Annotated in this window: 16 protein-coding genes and 1 pseudogene; all 17 read left to right on the forward strand. The window is 52.0% G+C overall.

The annotated features are described in order from the left end of the window. Nucleotides 1-46: 46 nt before the first annotated feature. Nucleotides 47-1942, forward strand: a complete 1896-nt coding sequence (locus tag Q4T40_03175; protein ID MDT8900240.1) for a hypothetical protein — start codon at nt 47-49, stop codon at nt 1940-1942. 266 nt (nt 1943-2208) lie between these two features. Next, entirely contained in the window at nt 2209-2358 is a 150-nt protein-coding gene (locus Q4T40_03180) for a hypothetical protein (protein MDT8900241.1), read from the forward strand. 162 nt (nt 2359-2520) lie between these two features. Next, nucleotides 2521-2913 (forward strand): sigma factor-like helix-turn-helix DNA-binding protein, encoded by a 393-nt coding sequence (locus Q4T40_03185; GenBank protein ID MDT8900242.1) that lies wholly within the window; start codon nt 2521-2523, stop codon nt 2911-2913. Nucleotides 2914-2993: 80 nt separating this feature from the next. After that, nucleotides 2994-3188, forward strand: a complete 195-nt coding sequence (locus Q4T40_03190) for a hypothetical protein (GenBank protein ID MDT8900243.1) — start codon at nt 2994-2996, stop codon at nt 3186-3188. Continuing rightward, complete coding sequence (locus tag Q4T40_03195; protein MDT8900244.1) at nt 3181-3504, forward strand: rRNA biogenesis protein rrp5; 324 nt, start codon at nt 3181-3183, stop codon at nt 3502-3504. The genes Q4T40_03190 and Q4T40_03195 overlap by 8 nt, the downstream gene beginning before the upstream one ends. Next, nucleotides 3501-4637, forward strand: coding sequence for a DUF2800 domain-containing protein (locus Q4T40_03200; protein MDT8900245.1), 1137 nt, complete (start codon nt 3501-3503; stop codon nt 4635-4637). Before Q4T40_03195 ends, Q4T40_03200 begins: the two co-directional genes overlap by 4 nt. 4 nt (nt 4638-4641) lie before the next feature. Then, on the forward strand, nt 4642-5223 hold the full coding sequence (locus tag Q4T40_03205) for a DUF2815 family protein (protein MDT8900246.1): 582 nt from the start codon (nt 4642-4644) through the stop codon (nt 5221-5223). Between the two features lie 64 nt (nt 5224-5287). Then, nucleotides 5288-7222, forward strand: a complete 1935-nt coding sequence (locus Q4T40_03210; protein MDT8900247.1) for a DNA polymerase — start codon at nt 5288-5290, stop codon at nt 7220-7222. Nucleotides 7223-7308: 86 nt separating this feature from the next. Continuing rightward, nucleotides 7309-8091, forward strand: a complete 783-nt coding sequence (locus Q4T40_03215) for a phage antirepressor KilAC domain-containing protein (GenBank protein ID MDT8900248.1) — start codon at nt 7309-7311, stop codon at nt 8089-8091. After that, nucleotides 8078-8503, forward strand: a complete 426-nt coding sequence (locus tag Q4T40_03220; GenBank protein MDT8900249.1) for a DUF4406 domain-containing protein — start codon at nt 8078-8080, stop codon at nt 8501-8503. Before Q4T40_03215 ends, Q4T40_03220 begins: the two co-directional genes overlap by 14 nt. Further along, entirely contained in the window at nt 8500-10893 is a 2394-nt protein-coding gene (locus Q4T40_03225; protein MDT8900250.1) for a phage/plasmid primase, P4 family, read from the forward strand. The genes Q4T40_03220 and Q4T40_03225 overlap by 4 nt, the downstream gene beginning before the upstream one ends. Nucleotides 10894-11333: 440 nt before the next feature. After that, nucleotides 11334-11624 (forward strand): VRR-NUC domain-containing protein, encoded by a 291-nt coding sequence (locus tag Q4T40_03230; GenBank protein MDT8900251.1) that lies wholly within the window; start codon nt 11334-11336, stop codon nt 11622-11624. Beyond that, a pseudogene (locus Q4T40_03235) lies at nt 11621-12989 on the forward strand (DEAD/DEAH box helicase). Before Q4T40_03230 ends, Q4T40_03235 begins: the two are co-directional and overlap by 4 nt. Next, complete coding sequence (locus Q4T40_03240; protein MDT8900252.1) at nt 12976-13614, forward strand: hypothetical protein; 639 nt, start codon at nt 12976-12978, stop codon at nt 13612-13614. Before Q4T40_03235 ends, Q4T40_03240 begins: the two are co-directional and overlap by 14 nt. A 132-nt stretch (nt 13615-13746) precedes the next feature. Next, nucleotides 13747-14100, forward strand: a complete 354-nt coding sequence (locus tag Q4T40_03245) for an HNH endonuclease signature motif containing protein (GenBank protein ID MDT8900253.1) — start codon at nt 13747-13749, stop codon at nt 14098-14100. Nucleotides 14101-14404: 304 nt separating this feature from the next. Then, nucleotides 14405-14887: an RNA polymerase subunit sigma-70 gene (locus Q4T40_03250; protein MDT8900254.1), complete on the forward strand. Its 483-nt coding sequence runs from the start codon at nt 14405-14407 to the stop codon at nt 14885-14887. Next, a complete protein-coding gene (locus tag Q4T40_03255; GenBank protein ID MDT8900255.1) occupies nt 14880-16148 on the forward strand; it encodes a site-specific DNA-methyltransferase in 1269 nt (422 codons plus the stop codon). Before Q4T40_03250 ends, Q4T40_03255 begins: the two co-directional genes overlap by 8 nt. The last annotated feature ends 26 nt before the right edge of the window (nt 16149-16174 follow it).

Raw genomic sequence — 16174 nt, forward strand, 5'->3', positions numbered from 1 at the left:
TTCTTTTTTGAAAATCGTGCCAACTGTTGAAAGGATGTGTGATTCGATGCCCAACCGCACCAATGAGTTGGAACAGTTTATTTACCAGAAATGCTATGACCGCATCTGGGAAGCTGTTTACGGATATGTAGCAGCGCATCCGAACTCGCTGGAGTTAGGCTATTCGCGCGTTCAATACCCCGACTCCGCTATGCTCGAAGATATGATACTGGAGTTTTCAACCAACATCAACATTGATGAGGACACACTGTCTTTTGATGCAGTCGTTAGCTGCGTAATTATGCTTGAGCAGGAAACCTATCACGACACGGTGACTGCTGAGGTCAGTCAGTGGTTTAAGGTTCACTGCTTCGTGGTTGTCGAGGATGGAATCAAAAACTTTAATGTTCACGATATAGACATCTACTCAAAAGGGAAACGGGCAATGACCACCGGTGTCGCCGCAACGAACAACATAGTTCCTATTATTTGTAAAAATCAATTGGAGACTGAAGCGACACGATTTCTTGAAAGGTATTGCCCAGAAGCGTTACAGATTCCGATGGCGGTACCGATTGAGAAAATCGTAAAGGAGAAGATGGGGCTTAATATTTTGCACGGGAATCGGCTCACCGATGATTTCAGCCTTTTCGGGCAAATATGTTTTTCCCAAGGTAGCGTAAAAGTCTATGACCTGCTGACGGATACCTGCCAAGAAGTTGAAGTTGAACGCGGGACAATTTTGATCGATGCATATACCTTTTGGGAGCGCAACATCGGGTGTGTCAACAATACCATCGCCCATGAAGCATTTCACTGGCATCGGCACCGCGTTTACGCCGCGATAAAGAGCATCCTTCGGGGCGAAAAGCTTATTGCCTGCCGATGCCCTACAAGCTCAAAGGGCGAAAAGCAGGATGATAGTTGGACGGATGAAGACAGCATGGAATGGCAGGCTTCTCAAATTGCACCAAGAATACTGATGCCTATAGAAACGGCAGCGGTAAAAATCAAGGAACTACTGGATATGTACGGCTATTCGCCAGGCAGCGCGGACAAGACCGAAATATTGGAATGCGTCATTGATGAGTTGGCATCCTTTTATAAGGTGTCCAAACAGTCCGCCAAAATTCGAATGATCGATCTCGGCTATAACGAAGCTGCCGGGGTTTATAACTATAAAGACAGCTACGCCCCTTATTTTTCGAACATTAGTCCTCGTGATGCTTTTTACGAGTATTGCGATAATGAGGAATTCCGAGCCGTTATTGATTCGGGACTTTTCCGCTATGCAAGCGGCTATTTCATTATCAACAACGAAAAATATCTGACCCAAGACAGCACCGGACAGTATGTGCTTACAAACTATGCCTGGAGCAATCTTGCGGAATGTGCTCTACAATTTACATACCACCGTGTTAACATGCGAGAGCATGGCCGTTTTCACACGGATGTGTTTCACAGGGCTAATAGGCAGGCATACGAAAAACTGCCGCGCTTTGATGCTGATAGGAATATTTCTGTTATCGATAATGCGGAGGAACTCCGCAGAAAACAAGAGGAATTTGAAGAACAGTTTGCCGACTACAGAGCAATCACACCTACGTTTGCACAACTCGCCGCCGACCTGATGAAGCGCAAACGCTGGAACAGCGTTACATTCAAAGAAAAAACTCATCTTGATGACGCAACATATAGCCGCATCGTCAACAACGAGGAAAAGGAATGGTCGCTTAGAACCGTCATGGCAGTCTGTGTGGGGCTTGGCGTTAATGCACGAACTACTGACAAGCTGCTGGCCGCTGCAGGACATACGCTCAGTACTTCCCGTGAACACCAACTTTTCTCTTTTTTACTTACGTCTTTCGAAGGCCAATCTATCGACGAATGCAATACCTTCCTGGAAAGCATGGAGATAATGCCGCTTGGAAACAGACCACGCAAAAGGGAAGCCGTAAGTTAACAATAAGGTCTCCACACCGCGCATCAGAAATAGTGCGCGGTATTTTTTTGCCCTTTTTTAAAAATTCATTTTCACGGCGTGTAAAAAAGTGACGGCATTTGCGGTAGTTCTTTCTATGGGCACATCCTCACTACACTGAAAAGACGCGCAGTTACGCGATTCCCCCTTTACATCCCGTGAAAGGACAAGCTGCGTCGCAATTGCTAAGATTTTCATAGATAGACGGTCAGACAAGCCGTATTTTTCAGGAAAGGAGAGCCAATGCGATGCGAGACATAAAAAACAGCAAGGGCAAGATGGTCTGCCGCTTGGACGAAAAGGCCAGCATCGTCGAAATTGTGCATAAAGGCTGCAAGACGCTGATTCATTTCAAACCGGACGGCACGGCAGAAGTTATCAACACAGAAGCTGTATAACCGTAAAAACAAGTCAATAGCAAAAATCCGCAGAACCGCGAGACGGGCAGGATGACACCAATCACTGGTGTTCCCGCCCGTCTCTTTTTGTTTCTACGGATTTGAGACATCGGCCTCCTGCGGATTTTCAAACCAAATTTTGAAAATCGCAGGAGGAAAACGATGTTAATTAATTACAAAGACGCTAACGGCAATTCTATTGAACTTGAGGTGTCCGATGAGGTCGGTACCTTCTATCTTAGTTCAGTGGAAGCGGAAAAGAAAAATACACGAAGAGCAACACGCGCTGACCGCCACACCTCACTTGAATCCTTTGTATATGAAGATAAAAGATTCTTCGATGCCGGTGTCAACTTGCTTGCCGATTTTATTGAATCCGAATTCATCAAAAACGCCATGTCGCATCTGACCGAACGGCAGCAGTACCTCATCCGAAAAACTTGTCTTGAGGGCTGGAAATATACCGAACTTGCCGCCTTGGAGGGGGTTGACGAGTCGGCCATTCGCCACGCCGTCAACCGTGCGAAAAACAAAATCAAAAAGATTTTGTCATAGACCATCCGATTTGCCTTCCGCAGGTGGCATAAGGCAGAAGGCGCACAAGAATCAGCCTTCGGAAAGGCAAGGTGATCTGCATGAAGCACACGCTTAGAATCAGTGTTTCAAAGGAAGAACAGAATGGCGGGATTATCGGCTGCCGCCATGTCACCGTCCGGGAGAAGCTGCTCCGAATGCTCCTCGGAGACAAACGGCGGCTGACGGTTATTATCCCTGGGGACAGCGTTAAGGCGCTGTCAATTGTTGAGGTGGGAGGTGAAAACCGTGAGTAAAATCAAGCTGCTACTTGACCTCGCTCGTGACTTGCATTCCCTTGCAGACAGCGTTCAAGCGGTCGCGGAAGCAATGGAGGACAATGAATTCGCTGAAACGGCGCAGCCGGAAACGCCGGTACCCGTGAAGGAAGCGGAGCCGATGGTAAAGACAGTCACGCTGGAACAGGTTCGTGCGGCGCTGGCCGACAAGAGCCAACTGGGGTTTACCGCCCAGGTGCGGATTCTGTTGGAGAAGTACGGTGCGCCAAAACTCAGTCAGATCGATCCGGCGAACTATGCCGCGCTGCTGGCGGATGCGGAGAGGCTGAAATGAGCGGAGAAAAACGACACGCTCTGCTGTCTGCTTCTGGCGCGCATCGCTGGCTGAACTGTACCCCATCCGCGCGGTTGGAACAGGAGTTTGAGGACAATAGCGGAGAAGCCGCAGCCGAAGGCACGGCCGCCCATGCGCTCTCGGAACACAAGCTGCGGCGCGCGCTAAAGATGCGCTCGAAGAAACCAGTTTCAAAGTACGACTCCGACGAGATGGACAGTTACACGGGTGGCTACGTGGAGTTCGTGCTGGAACTCATCGAACAGGCAAAACAAACCTGCTCCGACTCCAAGGTGCTGATTGAGCAGCGACTAGACTTTTCCGGGTATGTGCCGGATGGTTTCGGCACGGGCGACTGCTTGGTTATCGCGGACGGAACGCTCCACATTATCGACTTCAAGTACGGTCAGGGTGTTTTGGTGGATGCTGAGGACAACCCGCAGATGAAGCTGTATGCCCTCGGCGCCTTGGAACTCTTTGACGGCATCTATGACATCGACACGGTGTCCATGACTATCTACCAACCTCGCCGCGAGAATGTCAGTACTCATATGGTGTACAAGGAAAGCCTGTACCAGTGGGCGGACGAAGTTCTCAAGCCCACTGCTGAACTAGCCTTTGACGGTTGCGGCGAATATCGCTGCGGCGCCTGGTGCCAGTTCTGCCGGGCGGCTGTAAAGTGCCGTGCGCGTGCGGAGGAAAAACTCAGGTTGACCCAGTTTGAGTTTGCTTTGCCGCCGCTGCTCACGGACGGGGACATTGATGAAATCCTCTCCAAGCTGGACGACCTCACCTCGTGGGCGAACGGCATCAAGGCTTACGCGCTGGAAGCGGCTGTCAGCCACGGCAAGGAGTGGAGCGGATTCAAGCTGGTGGAGGGGCGCTCCAACCGCAAGTACTCCGACGAGGATGTCGTCGCGGAGACGGCAAAGGCGGCCGGGTACCGCGATATCTATCGACAGAACCTTATTACTATCACCGAGATGGAGAAGCTTATGGGAAAATCCAAGTTCAATGAAATCCTCGGAGGGCTTATCGAAAAGCCTCCTGGGAAGCCGACGCTGGTTCCGCTTTTGGACAAGCGGCCGGCGATGAATACATCTAACGCAAAAATTGATTTTACGGAGGGATAAAACCATGTCAAATACAGCAAACAGAGTAAACACCGGGGCAAAAGGCAGCCCGACCAAGGTCGTCACGGGCGTTGTGCGCCTGTCTTACGCAAACGTCTGGGAACCGAAGTCCATCAACGGCGGCGCGGAGAAGTACAGCGTGAGCCTGATTATCCCCAAATCGGACACCAAGACCATCGCCGCCATTCATGCGGCTGTCGAAGCGGCGATGGAGGAAGGGCGCGGCAAATTTGGCGGCAAGATTCCGAATAAATCCGCTCTCAAACTGCCGCTACGCGACGGCGACATTGACCGTCCGGACGATGAAGCATACGCGGGCAGCTATTTCGTGAACGCCAACAGCAACGCCGCGCCGGAAATCGTGGATAAGTCACTCAACCCAATTTTGAACCGTTCGGAAGTCTACTCCGGCGTGTACGCGAGGGTCAGTGTCAATTTCTACGCCTTCAATTCCAACGGCAATCGCGGAATCGCCTGCGGCCTTGGCAACATCCAGAAAGTTCGTGATGGTGAGCCGCTTGGCGGGAAAACAAGCGCCGCCGATGATTTCGTCTCGGATTACGACGGCGACGACTTTCTGGAGTAAAGACAAAAAGAGCAGGGACAAGGGCGGCGGGATTCTTGCCGCCTTTTTCCGCTATGGAGGGTGTATGAAGAATCTGAGTTTGGATACAGAAACCTACAGCAGCGCCGACCTTGCCAAGTGCGGCGTGTATAAGTATGCCGAAGCGCCGAATTTTGAAATACTGCTACTTGGCTACGCCGTTGACGGCGGCGAAGTGAAGGTCGTTGACCTCGCGAGCGGCGAGTTTTTGCCGGAAGAGATAAAAGAAGCATTGACGGATGAAGCTGTAACAAAATGGGCGTTCAACGCGCAGTTCGAGAGGGTCTGCTTGTCGCGGCACCTCGGCGAATGGATGGAGCCTGATTCCTGGCGTTGCACGATGGTGTGGGCGGCGTACATGGGCCTTCCCCTTTCGCTTGAGGGCGCGGGTGCGGCGTTGGGTTTGGAAAAGCAGAAGCTAAAGGAAGGCAAAGAACTCATCCGCTATTTTTCTGTGCCGTGCAAGCCTTCAAAAACTAACGGCGGCCGCACACGCAATCTGCTGGTAGATGCGCCGGACAAATGGGAACAGTTCAAAGCCTACAATGCCCGCGACGTAGAAACCGAAGCGTCGATCCAGGCGCGCCTTCATAAATTCCCTGTGCCGGAAGATGAGTGGCGAAACTATGTCCTCGACCAAAAGATCAACGACCGTGGAATCCGGCTGGACATGGATCTGGTCAGGGAGGCTATCCACTGCAACGAACGAGCGAGGGTGGAGCTTACGAACGTTATGCGAGAACTCACTGATGTAGAGAACCCCAATTCGGTCGCCCAGATGAAGGCGTGGCTCACGGAAAACGGGCTGGAGACCGACACCTTGGACAAGGCGGCGGTTAGGGAAATGCTCAAAACAGCGCCGGAGCCGCTCGGTCAGGTGCTGGAACTGCGTCAATCGCTCGCCAAGTCCAGCGTAAAGAAATACACAGCCATGGAGAACGCCGTCTGCAAGGACGGCAGGGCCAGAGGACTTTTGCAGTTTTACGGCGCGAATAGAACCGGCCGCTGGGCTGGCCGGCTGATTCAGGTACAAAATCTTCCGCAAAATCATCTGCCGGATTTAGCACAGGCGCGAAACCTTGTTAAGGCTGGCGACTTCGCCGCACTTGATATGCTCTATGGCTCCGCGCCGGAGGTGCTTTCTGAACTCATCCGAACAGCCTTTATTCCAAAACCGGGTTGTCAGTTTATCGTTGCCGACTTCAGTGCAATTGAAGCAAGAGTCATTGCGTGGCTTGCAGGGGAAGTGTGGCGCAATGAGGTGTTTGCCACCCACGGCAAGATCTATGAAGCTTCGGCAAGCCAGATGTTCCATGTCCCCGTGGAGGAAATCACCAAGGGTAGCCCGCTACGGCAAAAAGGCAAAATTGCGGAGCTGGCTCTCGGTTACGGCGGCTCGGTCGGTGCGCTAAAAGCGATGGGGGCGCTTGACATGGGTGTCGCCGAGGAAGAACTCCAGCCGCTGGTGACGGTATGGCGCGCTGCCAACCCCAACATCGTGCGACTTTGGTGGGACGTGGACAAAGCGGCCATGACCGCAGTCCGGGAACGGACGAGTGCGACAACCCATGGCATCCGCTTTGAGTGCAAAAGCGGCATGATGTTTATTACCCTGCCCTCCGGCCGGCGGCTTGCCTATGTGAAGCCCAGAATCGGGCAGAATCGCTTCGGCAGTGAGACCGTGACTTATGAGGGGGTCGGCAGTACGAAAAAGTGGGAGCGTATTGAAACCTACGGACCTAAACTTGTTGAGAACATCGTCCAGGCGATCAGCCGTGACATCCTTTGTTATGCCATGCGGCGGCTGGACAGCACTGGCTTTTCCATTGTAATGAGTGTGCATGATGAAGTAGTTCTTGAGGCTGCGCAAGGCGTTTCGCTGGAAGACGTTTGCCGAACTATGGCAGAAACGCCGCCCTGGGCGGAGGGGCTACTGCTCCGTGCCGATGGTTTTATGAGCCCATTTTATAAAAAAGATTAGGAGATGACCGTCCGATTCCGCTCTCCGGGGTGGCTTATACCGAAGGCGCAAAACAAAAATTCATGCCTTCGGAAGGAACGATCAGTATGAACAAACTTCAGATTTTCTCCTACGAGGGAAAAGAGGTTAGAACCATCCAGAAAGACGGCGAGCCGTGGTGGGTGCTCAAAGATGTGTGCGAGGTGCTTGAGATTGGGAACAGTCGCGATGTTACTGCTCGCCTGGATGAAGATGAAAAGGGCGTCGGCATTATCGACACCCTTGGCGGACGGCAAGAATTGACGGTAATCAACGAGAGCGGGTTATATAACGTGATTCTGCTTTCTCGCAAGCCGGAAGCCAAGCACTTCAAACGCTGGGTTACCCACGAGGTTCTCCCGCAAATCCGCCGGCACGGTGCGTACATGACCACTGACAAATTGGAAGCGCTCATGAACGATCCCGATGCCTGGATTCAGCTGTTGACCACACTCAAACAGGAGCGGCAGGAAAAAGCGCGGCTCCAACTCCAAGCCGTCGAGGACAAGCCGAAAGTGGTGTTCGCCGATGCGGTGTCGGTATCTGACGGCACTATCCTCATTGGCGAGCTGGCAAAAATACTCAAAGGCAACGGCGTCGATATCGGGCAAAACCGACTGTTTGAACGACTCCGTCAGGACGGCTTCCTCATCAAACGCAAGGGAACCGATTACAACGCGCCGACCCAGAGGTCAATGGAACTGGGGCTGTTCCGGGTGAAAGAGACCGCCATCACCCATTCGGACGGTCACGTCACCATCAGCAAGACGACCAAGGTGACTGGCAAAGGGCAGCAGTATTTCGTCAACTACTTTCCCGCCGGAGGAGGGAGCATTGATGGACAGGCGTAACAGCGAGGGCTATCCAGACCTCACCGCCGCCGAAGCCTTGGCAAATGTGGCGCGGGAAGAAAGGGCAAAGTCAAAGCAATACCGTCCGCTCGTTTACATCTGCTCTCCTTTCGCGGGCGAGACCGAATACAACATCAGCCGTGCGCGGGGCTACTGTCGGTTTGCGGTCGGAAACGGGTGCATTCCCCTCGCGCCGCACCTCCACTTTCCGCAGTTTATGGACGATGATGACCGCAAGCAGCGTGAACTCGGAATATTTTTCGCTCTTGTCCTGCTTGGCAAATGCGATGAGGTTTGGGTGTTCGGCGGCAGGGTGTCGGACGGCATGGCGCGGGAGATTGACACAGCCAGACAACGGGGCATCCAAGTTCGGCGGTTCAACGAGAAATGTGAGGAGGTACAAGGCGCATGAAGATTGCCATCGGCAACAGTCGTATGGATAAGAAATGGAAAAACAAAGACATCTCCTGGGAGGACTTTAAAAACGCCGTCCGCACGACAAAACGCACGACGGAAACCGTCGCTGAATTTCGCAAGATGAGCAAAGCACAACAGGATTGCGTGAAAGACATCGGTGGTTTCGTTGGCGGTGCCTTGCGTGAGGGCAAGCGCAGAAATGGATATGTCCTTTGCCGCTGCCTGCTTACTCTTGATATGGACTACGCCGTACCCGGCGTATGGAAACAGATAGAAGCACTCCATGACTGGTCGTGCTGCATTTACAGCACCCATAAGCACACGCCGGAAGCGCCGCGCCTACGGCTCATCATTCCGCTGGCACGCGAGGTTAGTGAAGACGAATACCCCGCTCTGGGACGCATAGTGGCAAAAGAAATCGGAATTGACGCCTTTGACGACACCACCTATGAGCCCTCACGGCTGATGTACTGGCCGTCTACCTCGTCAGACGGAGAATTCGTCTTCAGGGAAAAGGATGGCGCATTGCTTGAACCGGGTGAGTACCTCTCCAAATATGCCGACTGGCGCGATACCTCCGTGTGGCCGACTTCGAAGCGGCAATCCGAGGTCATAAGCCGCAGCCTGAAACAACAGGCAGACCCTCTTACAAAAGAAGGCATTGTCGGCGCATTCTGCAGGGTTTATACCGTTGAGGACGCCATGGGTACATTCCTCTCGGATGTTTACGAGCCAAGCGCGATGGAAGGTCGCTACGACTATATCCCCGCCGACTCAAGCGCTGGCGTGGTTATTTACGAGGGCAAGTTCGCCTATTCGCACCACGCCACCGACCCGGTCTGCGGGAAGCTATTGAACGCCTTTGACTTGGTACGGCTCCACAAGTACGGCGATATGGACGACAAGGCATCGTTCAGGGCGATGTGTGGACTGGCTCTTGGTGACGTGAAGGTGAAAACCGACATGGCTGAAATGGCAAAGGTTCAGGCGGCTGAGGAATTCAGCGACCGTGAAGAGGACCCCTTCCCTTTCATCATTTCGGGCAAGCGCGGAAACGCATCCGTAAGTCCGCCAAGGCTGGCTCAGTATTTCCGTGACAACAACTGCTACTTTCTGACCAGAGGGCAATCTGGCGGCGTTGCGTTCTGGATATACGGGGATGGCGTGTATAAGAAAATCTCGGACATAGCCGTCAAGGGCACGCTGATGCGGTATGTGACAGCCTTTTCCCAGGACTTGGTGAAAACGGCCGAAATGACTGAAGCCTACAACCAGCTTGCGGCAGATGACAACTACAGAGATTTGGAGGAACTGGACGCCGATGAGAGCATCGTGGCGCTTGAAAACGGGCTGTACCATCTGGACACGGGAGCGCTTACCCCGCATACACCGGACTACTTAGGCACCATTAAGCTGCCGCTTTGCTGGAACCCGGATGAAAAAGAAGCTGTGGTATTTAACAGGTTTCTCTCTGAACTGACTGGCGGCGACGCGGAGAAGCAGCAGTTTCTGAAAGAGTTCATCGGCGTGGCGCTGTCCAACATCAAGGGCTACAAAACGAAAAAGGCGCTGTTCCTCGTCGGCGAGGGCAACACGGGCAAAAGCCAGATAAGGGCGCTGGTCGAGCGGCTACTCGGCGCGGAGAACTGTGCCAGCGTGGATTTGGCGACCCTTGAGCGGCGATTCGGCACCGGGCTTGCCTTCGGCAAAAGGCTTGTGGGAAGCAACGACCTCGGTTTTGCCGACTTGCCGGAATTACAGGTGTTCAAGCAACTTACGGGCGGCGACAGTATGCTCATGGAAAACAAGTTCGCCGATGGATTCACCGCCGTCTACAACGGGGTTCTGTGGTTTTCCATGAACCGGCTTCCAAGTTTCGGCGGCGACCGTGGGAGACACGTTTTTGAGCGCATCGCGATTATCGAGTGCGGCAAACCATGCCCCGCCGAGCGTCAGGACAGAGGGCTTCTCGACAAGATGTACGCCGAGCGAGAAGCGGTAGTCCGCGAATGCCTGTACGCTGCAGGCGAAGTCGTGAAAAGAGGTTACAGGTTCAGTATTCCGGGTTCTTCGGAAGAAGCGACCAAACGGTACGAAATGGAGCTTTCCACCGTAAAATCCTTTGTCAGCGAATTTTGCGAGCTATTCCAGGACGGCAACTGGGCGGGCATCAAAAGTTCGGAACTCTACCGCCACTACCGCGACTGGTGCGGGATGAACGGTTACCGGGCTGCGTCCGCGAAGATGTTCACGCGAGAAGCAGCCGAGCACTACGGGCTGAACGTGAAGGAATTCAAGACGCACAAACGCGACGGCGATTACTACGCTCTGCGCTTCAACGGCCTTGGCAAAGAGGAATTCGGCTTCCTGGGAATTGCGGAGTAGGCAGGCTGTGACCTGTGTGGTCGCTGTGATGGAATTTTCTTATTCTTCGCGTCTGAGCAAAACGCAAGAACGTGCTTTGGAGAAAAAAGAAATTAAATAATAGTATAAACGCGCGCGAGGATTCCATCACCCTATCACACAGCGCACATCCATAACAAAAACCTGAAATCATAGGAGGATCAATATATGAATTTACAGCTAACGATAGAATCTTTCGCGGAATTCAAGACGAACGGAGGGATGGCGCGGCTCCTGCGTGTCCGTGACGCAAACGGCTCCCTTCTTTGCCACTGCGTACAGTATCGTGGCGGCGGTCATTATTTCACGACCGCCGCAGAGGTGTATGCGTATTGTATTGGGCGTGGATGGATGGCCAAAAGCCAAGACCCATATCACATTTTTCATCCAGACTTTGTGCGGGCAAACGGGGTGGGCGGCTTATGAGGGAAAAGCAAATTGAGCAAAAGCTCATCCGGACGGTAAAGGCGGTTGGCGGTCTGGCTCTCAAGTTTACTTCGCCGGGGATGGATGGAATGCCGGATCGCCTTGTTATTTTGCCAAGCAACAGGATCGCTTTCGTTGAGGTCAAAGCGCATGGAATGAAAACCCGGCCTTTGCAGATAAAGCGGCATGAACTGCTGCGGCGCCTGGGATGTAGGGTATACATCTTGGACGATGAGACGCAGATACAGCAATTGCTGTCAGAGATTAAGGGAGGTGATGCCACATGAAGTTCATACCGCACGAGTATCAGCAGTACGCGATCGACTATCTTCTGGAAAAGCCTGTCGCGGCGATATTTCTCGATATGGGCTTGGGTTAGCAAAACCGTGATCACCCTGTCAGCCATCTTCGACCTGACCTTGGACAGCTTTCAAATCCGAAAAGTCCTGGTCGTAGCACCACTCCGTGTCGCCAGAGACACCTGGTTCGCTGAGATTGAGAAATGGGATCACCTTCGCGCTCTGACTTATTCCGTCGCCGTTGGGACGGAAGCCGAGCGCAAGGCGGCTCTTAGGCAGAAAGCCCAAATCTACCTCATCAACCGGGACAATGTACCGTGGCTTATTCCTGATAGCGGACTGACTTTTGACTTTGACATGATTGTGGTTGATGAATTGTCATCCTTCAAATCACATCAGGCCAAGCGCTTCAAAAGCCTTATGAAAGTCAGGCCGGGTGTTCGAAGGATTGTGGGGCTGACCGGCACTCCTTCTTCCAACGGCTTAATGGACTTATGGGCGGAGTTTAGGCTACTCGATATGGGGCAGCGGCTGGGGCGTTTTATCGGAAACTACCGAAATAGCTACTTCGTGCCGGACAAGCGCAACCAGCAGATGGTGTTTTCCTATAAGCCCAGACCCGGCGCGGAGGAAGCCATCTACCGCCAAATTTCCGACATCACCATCAGCATGAAGAACACAGATTACCTGAAGCTGCCGGAATTGGTGATGAACGAAGTCACAGTGCGGTTGTCGGATGATGAGTGGCGACACTACCAAACCCTAAAAGACGAGATGGTGCTTTCCCTGAAAGGCAAGGAAATTGACGCCGCCAACGCCGCCGCCCTGTCGGGCAAGCTGCTACAGATGGCCAACGGCGCGGTTTATGATGAGAGTGGCATCGTTGCTCACATTCATGACCGCAAGATGGAGGCATTGGAAGATATACTTGAAGCGGCAAATGGCAAGCCGGTTCTTATCGCCTACTGGTTCAAGCACGATCTTAAGCGGATACTGGAGCACTTTCCGGGTGAGCAGCTGCACAGCGAGGATTCGATTCGCCGCTGGAATGCTGGGAAGATCCCGGTGGCCCTGATTCATCCGGCATCAGCGGGGCATGGTTTAAATCTGCAGGCGGGCGGCTCCGCCCTCGTGTGGTTCAGTTTAACGTGGAGCCTGGAGCTTTATCAGCAGACGAACGCCAGGCTCTGGCGGCAGGGACAAAAAGAAACTGTTGTGGTTCATCACATCATTGCCAAGGATACGATCGATGAGAACGTCATGGCGGCGTTGGTTAAAAAGGAAGTTGGACAGACAGCGCTGTTACAGGCGGTTAAAGCAAGAGTTGGGAGGGGCGAATATGAGTATCGATGATATCGGGGCAAGGAGACTTATTGCCAGCATTCTGAAGAAAGCCTGTGACGATTATGCAAGCGACAAAGGATGCCCAGAGTGGTGTTCGTTTAAAGATACGTGTAAGCTGAAGCAATTTGATGCCGAACACTGCGATGCCAAGCGCTTTATTCACTCCGCCTGGTGCGCGACGCTTTGTGACGGTCTGAATATTGACTATGAGGAATATGTGGCAGTTTGCATCAAAAAGCATCGGCTTAGTAAGAATACATTCAAGTTTGTCGAACAGGAAATCCGCCAGTATAAAAATAACTTGAAGGAATTGAACCGACTCAAAAACGATATTATCCTGGAAGCGCCAGAAAAACAGGAAGGTCGGAGTAATGCGATTGGCAACAGTACTGCCAGCAAAGCCATCAAGATCAGTATGGACCGAAAAATTGTCGAGTTGGAGAGAACACAAAAAGCGATTGAAACAATCTACCAGCGTCTGTGTCATGATAAGCAGGCTGTCATGGAGGAGTATTGGAAGAGCCGGTACACGACTTCCGGACTCGCGGACAAGCTTGGAGTAGATGAGCGTACTATTCGGCGGTGGAAACAGTACATCGTTTACTCTGTGGCGGCAGAACTAAATTATTTGTAAAATGTCCGCCAATGTCCGTTTTGGGGTGTTTTTAGGGTGTAAGATTATATCATGGAAGAATAATCGAGATGAGAAAGTCCTTGGAGCAACAAGCTTTGAGGGCTTTTCTTTATGCAAAGGTGGCTGCTAGTCATGCCCACGAAACCTAAGCGACCGTGCAAGCATCCTGGATGCCCGCGTTTGACAAACGATCGTTATTGCGACCAGCATGCCAAACTCCATATTGGCGATAGAGCGAACGCCTTTGAGCGAGGCTATAGCAGTCGATGGCAGAAAGCTAGAAAACGATTCTTGGTAAAGCATTCTCTTTGTGCAGAGTGCGAGCGGACTGGAAAACTGACGCCGGCAACGGTTGCAGATCATATCAAGCCGCATCGTGGAGATACGGCGTTATTCTGGGACGAGAATAACTGGCAACCGCTTTGTAAGAAGTGCCACGACAGGAAAACCCGGACGAGGGATCAGCATCAGGAATATAACTACTAACAATCATGCTAAGAAACGACTGTGAGCCGAGGGGAGGGGCGGGTCCAATCTCTACGGCCTTTACCCCCCAGACCGCCGCCCCCCTTCGCGTGAAAAATCGCAGAATTAGGCAGGGGGGATACCCGATGAGCGTTGGAACACCTGCAAATTTTGAAAGAAATAGCGAAAACGCCAATGAAAATTAGCAACGGATGCATCGGCAGTTTTGCGCAATTATTACGGTTAAGGCTGTAAAACACTTGCCCAAATGCAAGGTTTTGCGGCCTTTTTCTATGCAAAGATTTTACGAAAAGGATGTGAAGCAATGACGAGTGTCCAGGAAAAACAGATACGGAATTTCCGGATGAAAGGAATCGGCTACAAAGCCATTGCTTCCATTCTTGGACTTTCTCGTGATGTGGTTCGCAACTACTGCAAAAGCCATGGACTTGACGGTTATGCGACAGACGTGGTTGTGAATCTGAAAGAACAGATGCAGCAAGGCGACGTTTGCGGATACTGCGGTACAGTCATTCTGCAGCCGGCGATAGGCCGAAAGCGAAAATTCTGCTCGGAAAAATGCAGGCGGGAATGGTGGGCCGCCCATCCGGAGGAGTCGCGTAAAAAGGAAGCGGCTTTTTATGAAAAAACCTGCGTTTATTGCGGTCAGCATTTTACCGTATACGGCAACAAAAACAGAAGGTACTGCAGCCATGAATGTTATGTGCATGACAGGTTTTGGAGGGCGGAGGAAGGCAGAGAGCCATATGCAAGTCCCGCCCGATATGAGGAGGAAAAGCATGAGTGAAATGAAATGGCAGTCATTGTCGGTAGAGGTTCTTCGTCCGGCGGCATACAACCCGCGCAAAAAGCTGAAGGCGGGGGATAAGGAATACGAGAAAATCAAGAATTCCATTTTGGAATTTGGTTATGTGGAGCCCATCATCGTGAACTACGACATGACGGTTATCGGCGGACACCAACGGCTGACGGTTCTGAAAGACCTGGGGTATGCCGAAGTGCAGTGTGTTGTGGTTGAAATTAAAGATGAGAACAAGGTCAAGGCTCTGAATATTGCTCTCAATAAAATCACGGGAGCATGGAATGAACAGCTTCTTGCCGATTTGATCGTGGATTTGCAAACGGCAAATTTCAATACGGATTTTACGGGTTTTGAAGCGCCGGAAATCGAACAGCTTTTCTCAAAGGTCCACAACAAGGAAATCAAGGAAGACGATTTCGATGTGGACGCAGCCTTAAAGAAGCTGACCATTTCACAAAAAGGCGACATATGGCTGCTTGGCAGGCACCGGCTTATTTGTGGCGACGCTGTTTTACCGGAAACTTATACCGCCCTTATGGAGGGCAGCAAGGTCAATCTGGTGGTGACCGATCCGCCATATAACGTCAACGTGGAGGAAACCGCCGGGAAAATTAAAAATGACAATATGCCGGATGCGGACTTTTACAAGTTCCTGTTCGCGGCGTTCGTCAATATGGAGCAGAACATGGAAAGCGACGCTTCCATCTATGTATTCCACGCTGACACCCAGGGGTTTAACTTCCGCAAAGCCTTTGCCGATGCCGGATTTTATCTTTCCGGGTGCTGCATCTGGAAGAAAAACGCGCTGGTTCTTGGCCGCTCTCCGTACCAATGGCAGCATGAGCCATGTCTGTTCGGATGGAAGAAGGGCGGCAGGCACCAATGGTACTCCGACCGCAAGCAGACCACCGTCTGGGAATATGATCGCCCGAGATCCTCCAAAGAGCATCCGACAATGAAGCCGGTGGCTTTAATGGCTTACCCGATTCAGAATTCCAGCATGAGCAATTGCATTGTGCTTGACCCCTTTCTGGGAAGCGGCTCCACGCTGATTGCCTGCGAGCAGACGGGACGCATTTGCTATGGCATTGAACTGGATGAGAAATTTGCAGACGTCATCGTTAATCGTTTTGTTGAAGCCGTCGGGGATTCATCCGGCGTCTTTTTGCTGCGTGACGGGATTCGAATTCCCTACGATGAAGTCCGGAAAGCGGCGGCCGATACAAGTGAAGAGACAGAAATGTAAGGCATGGAGTGTTCCGTGCCTTTTGC

Source organism: Selenomonadales bacterium 4137-cl, assembly GCA_032334055.1.
GTDB classification, from domain to species: domain Bacteria; phylum Bacillota; class Negativicutes; order Sporomusales; family UBA7701; genus Anaeroselena; species Anaeroselena agilis.

Bases quoted from the DNA above. Each gene is read 5' to 3' on its own strand.
- Q4T40_03175 (MDT8900240.1), top strand. From the start codon at position 47: ATGCCCAACCGCACCAATGAGTTGGAACAGTTTATTTACCAGAAATGC.
- Q4T40_03180 (MDT8900241.1), top strand. From the start codon at position 2,209: ATGCGAGACATAAAAAACAGCAAGGGCAAGATGGTCTGCCGCTTGGAC.
- Q4T40_03185 (MDT8900242.1), top strand. From the start codon at position 2,521: ATGTTAATTAATTACAAAGACGCTAACGGCAATTCTATTGAACTTGAG.
- Q4T40_03190 (MDT8900243.1), top strand. From the start codon at position 2,994: ATGAAGCACACGCTTAGAATCAGTGTTTCAAAGGAAGAACAGAATGGC.
- Q4T40_03200 (MDT8900245.1), top strand. From the start codon at position 3,501: ATGAGCGGAGAAAAACGACACGCTCTGCTGTCTGCTTCTGGCGCGCAT.
- Q4T40_03205 (MDT8900246.1), top strand. From the start codon at position 4,642: ATGTCAAATACAGCAAACAGAGTAAACACCGGGGCAAAAGGCAGCCCG.
- Q4T40_03210 (MDT8900247.1), top strand. From the start codon at position 5,288: ATGAAGAATCTGAGTTTGGATACAGAAACCTACAGCAGCGCCGACCTT.
- Q4T40_03215 (MDT8900248.1), top strand. From the start codon at position 7,309: ATGAACAAACTTCAGATTTTCTCCTACGAGGGAAAAGAGGTTAGAACC.
- Q4T40_03220 (MDT8900249.1), top strand. From the start codon at position 8,078: ATGGACAGGCGTAACAGCGAGGGCTATCCAGACCTCACCGCCGCCGAA.
- Q4T40_03225 (MDT8900250.1), top strand. From the start codon at position 8,500: ATGAAGATTGCCATCGGCAACAGTCGTATGGATAAGAAATGGAAAAAC.
- Q4T40_03230 (MDT8900251.1), top strand. From the start codon at position 11,334: ATGAGGGAAAAGCAAATTGAGCAAAAGCTCATCCGGACGGTAAAGGCG.
- Q4T40_03240 (MDT8900252.1), top strand. From the start codon at position 12,976: ATGAGTATCGATGATATCGGGGCAAGGAGACTTATTGCCAGCATTCTG.
- Q4T40_03245 (MDT8900253.1), top strand. From the start codon at position 13,747: ATGCCCACGAAACCTAAGCGACCGTGCAAGCATCCTGGATGCCCGCGT.
- Q4T40_03250 (MDT8900254.1), top strand. From the start codon at position 14,405: ATGACGAGTGTCCAGGAAAAACAGATACGGAATTTCCGGATGAAAGGA.
- Q4T40_03255 (MDT8900255.1), top strand. From the start codon at position 14,880: ATGAGTGAAATGAAATGGCAGTCATTGTCGGTAGAGGTTCTTCGTCCG.